Here is a 14,816-nt window from a genome sequence, read left to right as displayed (position 1 = left end):
AATAGCCGTGGTCGGGATGTTGCCGTGGGGCTGGTAAACTTGACTTACTTGGAGCGTGCATTGGTGTACGTTCCCTGCGTCGATGAACGCTTTCACATTTCTCCCGCAGTTCCATCGCTTCTCCAGAAGTCCTGACCAACAGGTAAGAAGCCGAGCGGTTGACTCTGTCTGATGATTTTCTTCGGCGAAACCCTGGGCCATGCCGGTGCCGGGGACACTGACCGAAAGTACCTGATTACTCTCATGACTACCTCTACTGCCGTGCGCTCTTTTAAGCAGCTCGGAGTTCCCTCGCCGCTCGTCACCTCGTTGACCGGCAGCGGCATCACCGAACCGTTCCCGATCCAGGTAGAAACCCTCCCGGACACACTGGCCGGACGCGACGTCCTTGGCCGGGGCCGCACCGGATCCGGAAAGACGCTCGCTTTTGCCCTGCCGCTGGTTTCCCGGCTGGCCGAGCAGGAAGCAGCCTACCGCCGTAAGCCCGGCCGTCCGCTTGGCCTGGTGCTCGCTCCCACCCGCGAGTTGGCTACTCAGATCAACGCGACTATCGAACCGCTGGCCCGCGAAATGGGCCTGAACACCACCGTGATCTACGGCGGCGTCTCGCAGCAGCGGCAGGAAAAAGCGCTGCGCGCCGGCATCGATATCGTGGTCGCCTGCCCGGGTCGTCTCGAGGACCTGATGAAGCAGAAGATCCTCACGCTGGAGTCGGTAGAAATCACCGTCCTCGACGAAGCGGACCACATGGCGGATCTGGGTTTCCTCCCCGTGGTCCAGCGCCTGCTTGACACCACTCCGAGCCAGGGCCAGCGCATGTTGTTCTCCGCCACCTTGGACAACGGCGTGGACAAGCTCGTGAAGCGCTACCTGTCCAACCCCCTGACCCATTCCGTGGACAATCCGCAGGCAGCCGTCAGCACCATGGAACACCATGTGCTGGTCTCGCCGGACCAGACCGTGAAGAAGCAGTTGGTGAAGGCGCTGGCGTCCGGCGCCGGCCGCCGTATCCTGTTCACCCGCACCAAGCACCACGCGCGCAAGCTGGCCAAGACCCTGACCGATTCAGGCATTCCCGCAGTAGATCTGCACGGAAACCTTTCGCAGAATGCGCGCGACCGGAACCTGGCCGAGTTCTCCTCGGGCGACGTCCGGGTCCTGGTCGCCACTGACGTAGCCGCCCGCGGCGTGCATGTTGACGAGATCGAACTCGTCGTTCACGTGGACCCGCCCACGGAGCACAAGGCTTACCTGCACCGTTCCGGCCGTACCGCTCGTGCCGGCACTGACGGCACGGTTGTCACCATCGTGATTCCGGACCAGAAGCTCGAAGTCGGCAAGCTGATGAAGGCTGCCGGCGTTGACGTAGCCTTTGAATCCGTGACCGCTTCCTCTCCGCTGGTGGCCAAACTTGTCGGAGACGTCGCAGCCCCGGTGGATCCGGTGGCCCGCCGGGCGGCGATGGATGCCAAAGCCGCCCACCGTGGTGCTGCCCCTAAGCAGGGCAAGTCCACTGGAGCCAATGCCCAGCGCAAGCGCGCTGCCCGGTCGCAGGGCGGCCGCGGCCGAACTGCCGGTGTATCCGCTGGCGGAACGGGACGCGCAACTGCGGCGGACAACGCCGGCCGCGGACCCGCAGCGCGCAATACCGCTGCGCCGGGTGGCCGCCGTGCTGACGCCGATGTAGCTCAGCCGGGCCGTTCGCGCCGTCCGGCCACAGGACAGCGGGCCACCGGACAGCGTGCCGCAGGATCTACTGGCGGACAGCAGTCATCCAGCGCCCGCGGAGAGGGCCGCGGCCTCGGTCAGGCGCCCTCGTCCGCTCCGCGCCGCGGCAATCGCCGCGCTTCGGCACCGGCCAGCAACGCCCGCCGCAGCCGCTAGATCCTTCAGCGGCGCTCAACCAGCGCGCCAGCCAAGGCCCTGACCAACCCCGAATGAGGGGCTGGTCAGGGCCTTACCTGATGGCGCATATTGGCTGCAGCCGCCAGAATGGGTGGTATGAGGGCAATACTGAATATCATCTGGCTGCTGCTGGGCGGCATCTGGCTGGCTGCGGGGTATTTCCTGGCCGGCATCATCTGCTGCGCGCTGATCATCACCATTCCCTTCGGCATCGCGTCCTTCCGCATTGCGGGGTACGCGCTGTGGCCGTTCGGCAGAAAGGTGGTCGACAAAGGCGGCCGCACTTATGTCATGTCGACGCTAGGCAACATCATCTGGATCCTGGTGGCCGGGATCTGGATCGCCATCGGGCACGTGGCAACCGCTATCGCGCAGGCGGTGACGATCATCGGTATCCCTATGGCGATCGCCAACCTGAAGATGATTCCGGTATCCCTGACCCCGCTGGGCAAGGAAATCGTGCCCACGGACCGTCCGTTCATCGGCTATGACAAGCAGTACCCGGTCATCGGTTACGACAGGCAGTACCAGGGGTACGGGCGCTAGAGCGACTATTCGACGTTGAGCCGGCGTGCATCGCTAAGCCCGGAATTGCGACGTGCCACGGACTGCACGCGGAAGCGCCGACCGGTGATGTCGGAGGGGACAACCCGGATAAAGTTGTTCTTCTCGCCGCCCTGCCAAGGAAACAGCGGCAGCATGGACGAGGCCAGGACATCTTCGATGCTGCTCAGGCGCTCAGCGGGTCCCTTGAGGATCACGCTCCAAGCCATATTGGTCGCCGGGTTGTAGCCATCCGTCTCAAAGGCGACGTTTACTCCGGACAGTGCGCCATCCAGCTTCGTGCCCGGCGCGGTGCGGAATACCAGGGAGCCATGATCGACAACGTAGTTGATCGGAAAAATCTCCGGATGCCCTTCCACAACTACTGCGAGCCGGCCGAAATCGGTGCTGCGGAACATTTCCCAGCACTCGCTGGACGAAAGGTTCTCGATGCTGTGGGATGCCTCTAGTGCCGTCATAACCACAGTCTATTTGAGCTGGAGGTTACTAAGATAGCCCCGTCAGCGCGATCTTGCGAGCCATTGCAGGGGATGCAGGAACAGCGACATGACCAGCATCATTCATCGTGGAAAACAGGTGCAATCTGCCTGCGGATGTGCTGGAATTACCTGCATAGCCGCTGAGGCTATTTACTCATGGGCCGGACACGTCCATCTGCCTGGGGAGGCAGTGCCTGTGCCCTATATTCAGGAGGCAGCAATGTCTGAGCTCACGGCCGACATGTCCGGAGACTGGCGCTTTGATCCGGCCCATACCCGCATCGGATTTTCCACCCGGCACGCTATGGTCACCAAAGTACGGGGTGCGTTCAACGAGTTTGACGGGGTCATCCATGCGGATGTGGAGAATCCGTCCAATTCGTCAGTCCAGCTCACCATCAAAGTAGCCAGCATTGATACGCGCAGTGAACAGCGGGACGGACACCTGCGGACCAACGACTTTTTCGATGCACCGAATTACCCCGAAATCACCTTCGCCAGCACACAGATCGACCAGGTGGACGATCGCAATTTCATCGTCAACGGGGACCTCACCATCCGCGGCATCACCAAGCAGATTTCCATTCCCATCGAGTTCGTCGGTGTCGAACGGGATCCGGGCGGACAACTGCGCGCCGGTTTCGAAGGAACGCGCCGGATCAACCGCCAGGATTTCGGCGTTAAATGGAACACCGCCATGGACTCCGGCGGGGTACTCGTGTCCGACCGGATTGTGCTTGAATTCGAGGTCTCCGCGGTAAAGGTCGAAAACAATTCCGACGGCGGCGGATAGGCCGCCTGGCCACGCTACAGGGCGAAGACCGACACCAGGGCGGCGAAGCCTCGGCCACTGATTTCGGGCGGGGACGGAACATTGTCTTGCGGTTCGCCCGGTACCGCCGCGGCTGTCTCATCCTCCAGACTGCTGCCGGCGACGGTGTCGAATGGCGCCAAGGTCCGCGTAACCGTCCCATCCAGGACCTGTGCCTGTCCCTGCAACAGCACCAGGAACTGGTCCGGCTGGAGGGGCAGGGGCTGCTTCTTGGATAGCTCTGCAATGAGGACGCCGGCCCCGAAGGAATCCCGGCGGGTCATGACGTTCAGGGCACGGCAGTCACCGGTGGGAAGCGCACATGAGGTAGTGCTGCCGCCGTCGAATCTAAAGGGGCGGAATCGCTCCAGCCGACGCGCAATGCCATCGACCGTCAGTTCAACAACGTCCCCCTCGATCACGGTGAACGTGCGCTCCATCCCGGGGAAAGCGGAGAAGGCACCGGCCGCCGTGACGTCGGCGATACTCAGCCGCCACGCCGGTTCCGTTGCCGTGCCGCCCAGCGCAATCTCACGTGTAACGCCGCCGCCATTGCGCCAGGGCTGCACTTTTAACGACGCGAATTCAATGATGCGCATGATTTCCTTTGTCGGTCAGAGCTGTCTGTCCCAGTTCAGCACATAGACGTCTTCATGCTCGTCATCGGCGGACAAGTCCAGGCCGGGTGCCCGTATGAAACCCAAACCCGCAACAATTTTTGCTGAGGCGACATTGCGGGGCTTGACTCGGGCCATGATGGGCGGCAGTTCCAACAGTTCGTTCACATGCACGACGACGGCGCGGACTGCTTCCGTCCCGTAGCCTTTTCCCCAGGACCGGTATTCCAGCCGGTAGTACAGATCGAGGACGGGACGGTCGTCGAGCAGTACATGCTTGACGCCGGCGAAACCGATCGGATCGGTGCGTTCAGGCAACCGGACGGCGAAGTACCCCACGCCGTGGCGGTCCCACTGGTCCTCCCAATGCGCGAACAATCCTTCCGCTTCCTCGCGCCAGCCCAGCGTGTCGCCAGGATTGTGCCGGGTAGTCCGCCGGTCGGAGAGGATCCGGAACATGGCGTCCACGTCCTCGCCCCGCGGCCGGTTGAGGATCAGGCGCTCAGTCTGCAGGGTCGTTTCCATCGCCTGCCTGCCGCGGCCTTGCCGAAATTCTTGCCATGCCACCAGCGTAGCCCCGTGCTCAGGGTGCCGTCCTAGCAATCCAAGAGGTTCCCTTCACGTACCTGTTTTCCGGTGCCACGATAGAAGGGCCGGAACCCCGGAGGGCTGTGGATAACTTTACTTTCAAAGTTGAGCGTATTACACTCAACTTAGTTGCGTTGAGGCTATGCACTAACAGCCTAAGGAAGGGAGCTCATGTTGGACGCCAAATTCACTACCAAGAGCCAGGAGGCTCTCTCCTCCGCTGCCATGAATGCTTCGACGGTGGGTAACCCCCAGGTCGAACCAGCGCACCTGCTCAAGGCGCTGATGGATCAGCGTGAAGGTGTCGCCGTCGCACTTTTGAAAGCCGCGGGCTCTGATCCTGATGCGGTCAGCGTCCAAGCCAGTTCTGCCATCAAAGCCCTGCCGGCTTCGTCCGGGACTTCGGTGGCCCAGGCACAGTACTCGCGGGGCATACTGCAGGTCATCAATGTGGCGAAGCAGGAGGCCGAGAGGCTGGGCGACTCCTACATATCTACCGAACACCTGCTGCTGGGGCTGGCCGCTGACTCGGCTGCCACAGGGAAGATCCTGCAGAATGCCGGCGCCTCGCATGAAGCACTGCGGGCGGCATTGTCCGGCGTGCGCGGTGACCGCAAGGTGGACAGTGCGGACCCGGAAAACACTTTCCAGGCGCTGGAGAAGTTTGGCGTGGACCTGACCGCCATTGCACGCTCGGGCAAACTGGATCCCGTAATCGGCCGCGACGCCGAGATTCGGCGTGTTGTCCAGGTTCTCTCCCGCCGGACGAAGAACAACCCGGTACTGATTGGTGAGCCGGGCGTCGGGAAGACTGCCGTGGTGGAAGGGCTGGCGCAGCGGATAGTTGCCGGCGATGTTCCGGAGTCCCTGCGGGGCAAGACGCTGATCAGCCTCGACCTGGGCTCGATGGTGGCCGGTGCCAAATACCGCGGTGAATTCGAGGAACGGCTCAAGGCCGTGCTGGAGGAAATCAAGAACTCGGACGGACAGATCGTTACCTTCATCGACGAACTCCACACCGTCGTCGGGGCCGGCGCGTCAGAAGGATCCATGGATGCCGGCAACATGCTCAAGCCCATGCTGGCCCGTGGCGAGCTGCGCATGATCGGTGCCACCACGCTGGATGAATACCGCGAGAACGTGGAGAAGGATCCGGCCTTGGAGCGCCGCTTCCAGCAGGTGTATGTAGGGGAGCCCAGCGTGGATGACACCATCGGCATCCTGCGCGGTCTGAAGGAACGTTACGAAGCACACCATAAGGTCTCCATTGCCGACTCGGCGCTGGTCGCTGCTGCTACCTTGTCCAACCGCTACATCGCCGGCCGGCAGCTGCCGGACAAGGCGATCGACCTGGTGGACGAAGCCGCCTCCCGGCTGCGGATGGAAATCGACTCAGCTCCCGAGGAAATCGACCAGCTCCGCCGTGCCGTCGACCGGCTCACCATGGAAGAACTGGCCCTTGCCGATGAAACGGACGTGGCGTCGCAGGAGCGGCTCGAGGCTTTGCGCGCGGACATGGCCGACAAAAAGGAGCAGTTGGCTGCCCTCAATGCCCGTTGGGAAGCCGAGAAAGCCGGTTTGAACCGAGTCGGCGACCTGAAGGCGAAACTCGACGAGTTGCGGAGCCTCGCGGACAAGGCCCAGCGCGACGGCGATCTGGCCGAGGCCTCTCGTATCCTCTATGGCGAAATCCCGGCCCTGCAGAAGGACCTGGATGCCGCCCAAGCAGCCGAAACCGAGACGGAAGCACCTGAACTCATGGTGTCCGAGGAAGTCGGGGCGGATGACATCGCCGAGGTCATTTCGGCGTGGACGGGAATTCCTGCCGGGCGCATGCTGCAGGGGGAGTCGCAGAAGCTGCTCCAGATGGAACAGTTCATCGGCGGCCGCCTGATCGGCCAGACGAAGGCGGTAGCATCAGTGTCCGATGCGGTCCGACGTGCCCGCGCGGGCATCAGTGATCCGGACCGGCCCACGGGATCGTTCCTGTTTCTGGGGCCCACGGGCGTGGGTAAGACCGAGCTGGCCAAGGCGCTGGCGGACTTCCTGTTCGACGACGAGCGCGCTATGGTCCGGATCGACATGAGCGAGTACTCGGAGAAGCATTCCGTGTCCCGCCTGGTTGGTGCCCCTCCGGGCTATGTTGGTTACGAAGAAGGCGGCCAGTTGACCGAAGCTGTCCGCCGCCGGCCGTACTCCGTGGTACTGCTGGACGAAGTCGAGAAGGCACATCCGGAAGTATTCGACATCCTGCTCCAGGTGCTCGACGACGGACGGCTCACCGACGGCCAAGGCCGCACCGTGGACTTCCGCAACGTGATCCTGGTGCTGACCTCCAACATGGGTTCCCAGTTCCTGGTGGACCCGATGCTGGACGACGGGCAGAAGCGCGAGGCGGTTATGAAGGTGGTCAACGCGAGCTTCAAACCGGAATTCCTGAACCGGCTGGATGACGTGATCATGTTTGATCCGCTGAGCATCGAAGAGCTGTCCCGGATCGTGGATCTGCAGGTGCAGTCGCTCGCGGCCCGGCTCAATGAGCGCCGGCTGACTCTGGAGGTAACCGACGGCGCCCGCGAGTGGCTGGCGTTGACCGGCTTCGATCCGGCGTACGGCGCCCGTCCGCTGCGCCGCCTGGTCCAGCGGGAGATCGGCGACCGGTTGGCTCGCGGACTGCTCTCCGGTGACATCTCGGATGGGGACACCGTCCTGGTAGACGTCGCCGAGGCCTCCCTCGAAGGTGGTGCCGAAGGCCTGACGGTCCGGGCGAAGTAGCACCGCCCCTGCGTAAAGCAGGAGAGCCTGCCCCGGTCATGGGGCAGGCTCTCCTGCTTCTATGCTGGTTGTCTTCGGCGCCGAAGAGGTTATTCGCCGATGAGCGACGCCGAGATGTTGTTTCCTTCGTCAGAGATGACAAAGCAGTCGATGCGGCGGTCGCCTTCCTGCCAGGTGCCTTCCGACGGCATACCGTACGAATTGCGCAGGTTCTGGTACTCGTCCGCATTGTCATTCAGTTCGATTGCTGAACAGAATTCCTCGGCCTGAACATTGAGTTCGTCCTTGCCCGGGAACTCGTCGGCTTCCTCGTAGAAGTACGTGCCGACGAGCTGCGCAGCGTGCGGGGTTTCGCAGCTGACGACGGTCGCATTCTGCGTGGCCGCTTCGAAGTCGATGAAGCACTGGCCCTCTTCGAAGTCGAACGGCGAAACGTCCTCGGCGATGATCCCGTCCGCGCCTGGCGACTCCTTCGCAGCGGCCGGCGACGAGCTTGTGGCGGTACTCGTTGGTTCGCCGCCCCTGTTGAGCAGGCTGATGATGATCACCACGATAATCACGATGGCGGCGACAATGCCGAGGCCGATGAACAGCAGAGCTTTGCCTCGTGGCCTGTCGGCGGGACCGGCGGCTGCTGCCGGCTTCTTTCCGGAGGGCGGCTGACCGACCGAATACCACGTGTTCTGCGGAGTCTCGCCGTCGGAATTTCCCAGAGCAGGAGTCCATTGCGACGGCGGTACGGCGCCGGGATTCTCCGTGGGCGGGGGAGTGGCTGCGCGGGGCTGCGGCTCGGCGTTGCCTTCTGCCGGGACAGGTGAGCCGGCGTCGGCGGCTCTTTCCTCGGAGGCAGGGGCGCCGCCTTCTGGATGCTGTGCCGCGGCGGAAACCTGGACCGCGTCGAAGATCCGGTCCCATTGTTTGTCATCGGTGGCCTCCGGGGCCCATTGCGGCTGGGGCGAGGCCGCTTCCAGGCTCAGGCCCGCGTTAGTTTCGCCGCCGGACGCGGCCGCTGTATCGCCGGCCGCCGCGCCGGCAGGTGCGGTGCCTGCCGCTGTCGCCGGAACATCCGTGCTTTGGCCGCGACCGAGTTGCTGACCGACCGCTGCGGCTTCCTGGGCAGCAGCTTCCGTTTCGGCGGCAACGGCATCAAGTTCGGCTTCCTGCGCGGCATCATCGCCGATCTGGGCATGGTCGAGCGTGGGCTCCGGGAACTTCAGCTCTTCGGGGTTCGTCTCCAGCTCCGGCTCCGCGACGGGCGCGGCATCAGCCTCCGGTTCGGCCGCCGGGGCGGCGTCGTCTGGCTTTTTGCCTTGTTCGCTCATGGGGAAACTTGCCTTCCTGATACCTGCCGCGCGCTCTGCGGAAATGTCCGTTACTCCCGACTTTAGCCAACTATCAGGCGCCAATGCAGGTTATCGCGACCCGACCGGGCTGTGACGGGCCGGATTTTGCGAACTTCGGTGCCTGTGCTGCGGCAACGGGACCCGAAGAAAGCATGTACCCTAGATATACGACAGAATTGATCAAACATTCCGGGGCCTCGCTCGTCGCCCGAGCGACCACCTCCGGATCGAGGCGATAAAGGGGGTCACGCCATGGGGCGCGGCCGTCAAAAGGCAAAAGCAACCAAGCAGGCTCGGGAGATGAAGTATTTCACCCCGAACACTGACTACACGGCGCTGCAGCGCGAGCTCGCAGCGTCTAAGAGTAGTGCCTCCAGCCGGTATCCGGAGGAACCGGCTGAGCCGGACTATTCGGCGTATGAGGACAAATACGCAGATCAATTCGACGATGAGGACGAGGAAACTCGCCGCATCGGCTGAGCGTCGCCGGGCCAGTTGCCGGCACTTTCAGTATTGAATCTCATCTCTTAGCGGCGTGCCAAGGCACGCCGCTAAGAGGCGTTTAAGGGCGGGTTTGTGCCGGCCTCCGCGTCACTATCCCAAACTCCGAGGACCCGGCGGAACCGGCTGTCCGAGTCCGGGCGCATGTCCACCAATGCCGCCTGCCGCACCGCAACCTCGTCGCCGGGCTGAAGCCGGCCCACGGTATGGCTGACATGCGGCCGGAAATGTTTGCCGGTGTGGTGCGGGCTCATCAGATGCGCATCGGAACCAACGGCAGCAAGACATTCCTCATGTAGGCGCTGGAGCCGGGTTTCCGGTTCCACCAGCGAGACGTGCACAGTCCCGTTGCGGCCGAAATAGTCGTCCCCGCCGATCCGCACCCGGAAGCCCAGGTGAGGGGTCAGCGCCGGACCGAGGCGGCCCATGACGACGTCGGCGTTTTCTTTCGCGTCAAAGCGCGCCAAGGTTATATGCAGCGGCCATCGCGAACGCTCGAACGTGAGACCGGCAGCAACCGGTTGCACAAAAACAACGACGACGAATGCTCCCATGTGCCCAGTCTGGCACCCGGGACGCAGGTGAGGCTATGCGTAGTTGCCGACGAGGTGCACGGCTCCGCCGTCGACGCCCTTGGCACCCTGGACGAAGTCCGGCCCGGACAGCGAGCCGTCAACAGCACCCACGGTACCCATGGCCCACGCGGTCATGCCGCGCTCGTTCAGCCGTGCGAGTGCGGCATCGGCGCCGGCAGGGTCCACGATGGCAACCATGCCCACCCCGAGGTTCAGGGTGCGTTCCAGGTCTGCCTGCGGGACATTGCCCAGCTGGGCGACCAGTTTGAAGATGGCGGGCAGTTCCCAGGTGGAACGGTCCACGGTGGCCATCAGGCCCTGCGGCAGCACGCGCGCCAGATTGGCAGCGAGACCGCCGCCGGTCACGTGGCTGAAGCCGTGCACGCCGGCCGCCTCGTACCGTGCCAGATCGAGGCAGTCCGCTGCGTAAACCTTGGTCGGCTCAAGCAGCTCCTCGCCAAGGGTGCGGCCCAGTTCGGAGACCTGGCGGTCAAGGGCCCAGCCGGCGTGGTTGATCACGCGGCGGACCAGCGAATAGCCATTGGAATGGATGCCCGAGGAAGCCATGGCGATGACCACGTCCCCGTCCTTGACCCGGTCCGGTCCCAGCAGGTTGTCTGCTTCCACCACGCCGGTGGCGGCGCCCGCGACGTCGTACTCGTGTTCACCCAGCAGGCCGGGGTGCTCGGCCGTTTCGCCGCCGACCAGGGCGGTACCTGCGACCTCGCAGGCGGCGGCGATGCCGCGGACGATGTCGGCGATGCGCTCGGGGACAACCTTGCCGCAGGCGATGTAGTCCGTCATGAACAGCGGTTCGGCGCCGACTACGACGATGTCGTCCACGACCATGCCGACCAGGTCAAAGCCAATCGTGTCATGGATGTCCATGGCCTGCGCGATGGCGACCTTGGTGCCGACGCCGTCGGTGGAAGTGGCCAGCAGGGGCTTGCGGTACTTCAGCAGCGCGGAGACATCGTAGAGCCCGGCGAACCCGCCGACCCCGCCGATGACGTTGGTGTTGTGGGTGGCCTTGATGGCACCCTTCATCAGCTCAACGGCTTTGTCGCCGGCTTCAACGTCAACGCCGGCGCTGGCATAGGTGATCTGGCTGGCGCCCAGGTCAGGGGAGGTCATACTCGCTCTTTCTTGTCATCGTCAGTCAGGAGGTTTTCCAAATCCGAGTCCGGGCCCGGGTCGCAGGAACCGTGCTCCTGTTCGTCGGCATTCGGCCGTTCCAGCAGGTTCTTGCCGCGGCGGCTGGCATCCGGCAGCTCGATCGGGTATTCGCCGGTGAAGCAGGCAGTGCACAGCTTCTCGCGCGGCTGCTCGGTGGCTTCGATCATGCCGTTTTCGGAGATGTAGCCCAGCGAGTCGGCGCCAAGTGAGGCGCGGACTTCCGACACGCCGATTCCGTTGGCGATCAGTTCTGCCCGGCTGGCGAAGTCGATGCCGTAGAAGCACGGCCATTTGATGGGCGGTGAGGAGATCCGGACGTGGACCTCTGCCGCGCCGGCTTCGCGGAGCATGCGTACCAGCGCCCGCTGGGTGTTTCCGCGGACTATCGAGTCGTCGATGACGACCAGGCGCTTGCCCTGCACCACGCTGCGGAGCGGGTTCAGCTTCAGCCGGATGCCCAGCTGGCGGATCGTCTGGCTCGGCTGGATGAAGGTCCGGCCGACGTAGGCGTTCTTGACCAGGCCCTGCCCGTAGGGGATGCCCGATTCCTCGGCGTAGCCGATGGCCGCCGGCGTGCCGGATTCCGGCGTCGGAATGACCAGGTCGGCGTCAACGGGGTGTTCCTTGGCCAGGCGGCGGCCCATCTCGACGCGTGCGGCGTGGATGCTGCGGCCGTTGATGGAGGTATCCGGGCGGGCCAGGTAGACGTATTCGAAGACGCAGCCAGCGGGCTTCTTCTCCGCGAAGCGCTGTGAGCGCAGGCCGTTCTCGTCGATGGCGATAAACTCGCCGGGCTCGACTTCGCGTACAAACGAGGCACCGACGATGTCGAGGGCAGCGGTTTCGGACGCGACCACCCAACCGCGTTCCAGCCGGCCGAGGACCAGCGGGCGGACACCGGACTCATCCCGTGCCGCGTAGAGGGTTCCTTCGTCCATGTAGGTGAAGCAGAAGGCGCCGCGCAGTTTCGGCAGCAGCTCCATGGAGCGCTCTTCGAGGGTTTGGCCCGGCTCGCCCGCCATCAGCGCGGTCACCAGGGCGGTGTCCGTGGTGTTGCCCTGGGCCAGCTCGCCGCGCTCCGGCTTGCCGAATTTCTCGATGACTTTGTCGTAGAGGTCCGCTGAGTTGGTCAGGTTGCCGTTGTGCGCCAGCGCCACGGTGCCCGTAGCGGTTGCGCCTAGGGTGGGCTGCGCGTTTGCCCAGGTGGAGCCGCCCGTAGTGGAGTAGCGGCAATGGCCGACGGCGATATGGCCGTTCAGCGTGTTCAGCGTCGTCTCGTCGAAGACCTGGGACACCAGTCCCATGTCCTTGTAGACGTTGATGCGCTTGCCGTCGCTCGTGGCGATACCCGCGGACTCTTGTCCGCGGTGCTGCAGAGCGTACAGTCCGTAGTAGGTCAGTTTTGCTACTTCTTCGCCTGGGGCCCAGACTCCGAAGACGCCACAGGCATCCTGGGGTCCCTTTTCGCCGGGGAGAAGATCATGGGAAAGTTTTCCGTCACCGCGTGCCACCCCAGTATTGTCTCACGCTAATAACGGACCCGGGCAACGGATTACGGCAACCACCATCGGCCGGGCGCGCCGTCCTTGGGGCCGGAGCGGTCCAGCGTGAGCAACGGCACTGTGGAAGAACTGTGGATTCGGCCCGCAGGTCGCTAAATCCGGCTCAGTCCTCTTCTTGTTCCGGGTCGGCCTGTTCCGGGGTTTCCACGGCCATCATTTTCTCGCTGCGCTTGATGCTGATCCGGTCCACCACCAGGACCACCAGGGCGCCGAGGAGCATGCCGGCGATGCCGAAGAGTACGGCCAGGAAACCGAAAATTGAGCTGCGCGTGAACTCCGCGTTTTCCGGGCCTGTGTAGGCGGAAATGGCGGCCACGATGATACCGAGGACAATTCCGGCGCCCATGAAGGGTCCGAATTTGGGTGCGCGGCGCAGCCGCACCTCGCGACGGTTGGGGGTACTGGATCCGGCCGGCTCGCGGGGCTCGGCTGGTTCAGCGGGAACGTGCTCGGAACTCATGCTTCAAGCCTACCGGCTGCCGGTGGCGCCGTGGTCCGGAGCGAAGAGCGGCAGGAGCTCCGCCAGTTCCGCCCGCAGTCCCGAGGCAGAGACCTTTCCACTTTCGACGGCGGTGCTCCAGTTCTCGGCGCCGGTCACCAGCCCCAGCCAGGTGGCGCCGTCGCATTCCACCACATTGGGCGGGGTGCCGCGGGTGTGCCGCGGGCCCTCGATGCACTGGGTAACGCCGAACGGCGGTACGCGCACTTCCACGCTGTTGCCCGGCGCGCGCTCCGCCAGTTCCTCGAGCGAAAACCGCACGGCCGTTGCGGTCGTTTTGCGGTCCGTTGCCCCGCCCAGCCACGCGCTCAGGGCGACGTGGCCTTCGGCAGCTGCGATCCGCCGTCGTAATCCCATGTTTTCTTCGCTTCCCGGCCGGTTTAGTCCAGCAGCGCCATCACCGGAGCAGCGAGCCGGATCCGGCCCACCGGTTCGCCGCCGCCGAGCACGGGTTTGACCACTTTCTCCAGGACCGGGCCGACCTTCTCCGCGTCGAGGGCGCCGGCGGCAGCCAGCAGCGTGAGCCCAATCAGCGACGCTGCCCGGGCGCCGCCGTCGAGAATCTTCACCGCAACGGAGACGCCCGTGTCGGTACCCATCACCATGACGCCTTCGGCGCCGAGCTTGGCGATGATCTCCAGGTCCTCCATGACTACGGTGTTTTCCGTGCCGTGGCCCTGGACCGCCCAGGGGTAGTCCACCATCGCGGTGGCGATCGTGGCCGCGCGGGCATCCGCGTTCTTGTCCGAGGGGGCCTTGGCCAGCTTGCCGACGGCGCGCGCCAGCCCGGTCAGCGACACGGCAGGCACCGGGGCGCCGCAGCCGTCCGTGGCCAGATGGGAGATCCGCTCGCCGGTGTACTCCTCGATGATCTCCATCACGCGGCGCTGCAGCGGGTGGTTCGGATCCAGGTACGTCTTGGTGTCCCAGCCGTTTTCCGCACAGGCCCACAGGAACCCGGCGTGCTTGCCGGAACAGTTGAACGCGACACGCTGCCGGCCGCGGTCGGTGCGCACCAGCCAGCCCCGCGCCGTCTCGTCCTGCGGCCAGGCGGCCGGGCACTGGAGGTCTTCGTCCGTGAGGTCCGCGGCCTTGAGCATGCCGTTGACCACGTCCATATGTTCCAGCGAACCGGTATGGCTCGCGCAGGCCAGGGCCACCTGGACGCCGCGCAGCGGGACGCCGGACTGCATCGAGGCAAGGGCCTGGAAGGGCTTGAGCGCGGAGCGCGGGAAGATCGGCGCGCCGATGTCGCCGAGCTCGGTGACCACGGAACCGTCCGCGGCCATCACGACGGCCGAGCCCAGGTGGCGGGACTCGATGAAGCCATTGCGTTCCACGACTGCCAGTTCGACGGCGTCGGCAGCTTTAAAGGTTTCGGGCATGCCCCTAAGTCTAGGTGGCGGCTTAGGCCGGCTGAA

At 64.3% G+C, this 14,816-nt stretch carries 15 protein-coding genes; 5 read left to right on the top strand and 10 right to left on the bottom strand.

Annotation, left to right across the window (positions count from 1 at the left end; genetic code table 11):
• Positions 1-243: 243 nt before the first annotated feature.
• Both AC20117_RS02830 and AC20117_RS02825 read left to right on the top strand, forming a co-directional pair.
• Positions 244-1,884, top strand: coding sequence for a DEAD/DEAH box helicase (locus tag AC20117_RS02830; RefSeq protein WP_074703267.1), 1,641 nt, complete (start codon positions 244-246; stop codon positions 1,882-1,884).
• Between the two features lie 117 nt (positions 1,885-2,001).
• Positions 2,002-2,451, top strand: coding sequence for a YccF domain-containing protein (locus AC20117_RS02825; RefSeq protein WP_083339762.1), 450 nt, complete (start codon positions 2,002-2,004; stop codon positions 2,449-2,451).
• Positions 2,452-2,456: 5 nt separating this feature from the next.
• Here the strand turns inward: AC20117_RS02825 and AC20117_RS02820 are convergent, their stop codons facing one another.
• Positions 2,457-2,927 (bottom strand): pyridoxamine 5'-phosphate oxidase family protein, encoded by a 471-nt coding sequence (locus AC20117_RS02820; RefSeq protein WP_074701073.1) that lies wholly within the window; start codon positions 2,925-2,927, stop codon positions 2,457-2,459.
• A gap of 241 nt (positions 2,928-3,168) precedes the next feature.
• Between AC20117_RS02820 and AC20117_RS02815 the strand changes: the two genes are divergently transcribed.
• Complete coding sequence (locus tag AC20117_RS02815) at positions 3,169-3,741, top strand: YceI family protein (RefSeq protein WP_074701074.1); 573 nt, start codon at positions 3,169-3,171, stop codon at positions 3,739-3,741.
• A gap of 14 nt (positions 3,742-3,755) precedes the next feature.
• On the opposite strand, the gene AC20117_RS02810 is transcribed toward AC20117_RS02815, so the two are convergent.
• Together AC20117_RS02810 and AC20117_RS02805 are read right to left on the bottom strand one after the other, a co-directional pair.
• Positions 3,756-4,358, bottom strand: a complete 603-nt coding sequence (locus AC20117_RS02810; RefSeq protein ID WP_074701075.1) for a HutD/Ves family protein — start codon at positions 4,356-4,358, stop codon at positions 3,756-3,758.
• A 15-nt stretch (positions 4,359-4,373) separates the two neighbouring features.
• Positions 4,374-4,901 carry a GNAT family N-acetyltransferase gene (locus tag AC20117_RS02805; RefSeq protein WP_074701076.1) on the bottom strand — a complete coding sequence of 176 codons (528 nt, stop codon included), beginning with the start codon at positions 4,899-4,901 and terminating at the stop codon, positions 4,374-4,376.
• Between the two features lie 237 nt (positions 4,902-5,138).
• Between AC20117_RS02805 and clpB the strand changes: the two genes are divergently transcribed.
• On the top strand, positions 5,139-7,739 hold the full coding sequence (gene clpB / locus AC20117_RS02800) for an ATP-dependent chaperone ClpB (RefSeq protein WP_074703268.1): 2,601 nt from the start codon (positions 5,139-5,141) through the stop codon (positions 7,737-7,739).
• Positions 7,740-7,828: 89 nt separating this feature from the next.
• On the opposite strand, the gene AC20117_RS02795 is transcribed toward clpB, so the two are convergent.
• Entirely contained in the window at positions 7,829-9,061 is a 1,233-nt protein-coding gene (locus AC20117_RS02795; protein ID WP_074701077.1) for a septum formation family protein, read from the bottom strand.
• A 273-nt stretch (positions 9,062-9,334) separates the two neighbouring features.
• On the opposite strand from AC20117_RS02795, the gene AC20117_RS02790 reads away from it, so the two are divergent.
• Positions 9,335-9,562, top strand: coding sequence for a DUF3073 domain-containing protein (locus AC20117_RS02790; protein WP_074701078.1), 228 nt, complete (start codon positions 9,335-9,337; stop codon positions 9,560-9,562).
• 71 nt (positions 9,563-9,633) lie between these two features.
• Here the strand turns inward: AC20117_RS02790 and AC20117_RS02785 are convergent, their stop codons facing one another.
• From AC20117_RS02785 to AC20117_RS02760, 6 genes are all read right to left on the bottom strand, one after another.
• Positions 9,634-10,137 carry a 2'-5' RNA ligase family protein gene (locus AC20117_RS02785; RefSeq protein WP_074701079.1) on the bottom strand — a complete coding sequence of 168 codons (504 nt, stop codon included), beginning with the start codon at positions 10,135-10,137 and terminating at the stop codon, positions 9,634-9,636.
• Positions 10,138-10,170: 33 nt separating this feature from the next.
• Entirely contained in the window at positions 10,171-11,292 is a 1,122-nt protein-coding gene (purM, locus tag AC20117_RS02780; RefSeq protein ID WP_074701080.1) for a phosphoribosylformylglycinamidine cyclo-ligase, read from the bottom strand.
• Positions 11,289-12,845 carry an amidophosphoribosyltransferase gene (gene purF, locus AC20117_RS02775; protein ID WP_074701081.1) on the bottom strand — a complete coding sequence of 519 codons (1,557 nt, stop codon included), beginning with the start codon at positions 12,843-12,845 and terminating at the stop codon, positions 11,289-11,291. Before purF ends, purM begins: the two co-directional genes overlap by 4 nt.
• Before the next feature lie 154 nt (positions 12,846-12,999).
• The gene (locus tag AC20117_RS02770; RefSeq protein ID WP_074701082.1) at positions 13,000-13,356 is read right to left on the bottom strand and encodes a hypothetical protein; all 357 of its coding nucleotides are present in this window, start codon (positions 13,354-13,356) and stop codon (positions 13,000-13,002) included.
• Positions 13,357-13,365: 9 nt separating this feature from the next.
• A complete protein-coding gene (locus tag AC20117_RS02765) occupies positions 13,366-13,752 on the bottom strand; it encodes a sterol carrier family protein (protein ID WP_074701083.1) in 387 nt (128 codons plus the stop codon).
• A 23-nt stretch (positions 13,753-13,775) separates the two neighbouring features.
• A complete protein-coding gene (locus AC20117_RS02760) occupies positions 13,776-14,780 on the bottom strand; it encodes an asparaginase (RefSeq protein WP_074701084.1) in 1,005 nt (334 codons plus the stop codon).
• Positions 14,781-14,816: the final 36 nt, after the last annotated feature.

Origin of the sequence: Arthrobacter crystallopoietes (assembly GCF_002849715.1) — a bacterium.
Lineage (GTDB): Bacteria > Actinomycetota > Actinomycetes > Actinomycetales > Micrococcaceae > Crystallibacter > Crystallibacter crystallopoietes.
This window is presented reverse-complemented; position numbering and strand designations above follow the sequence as displayed.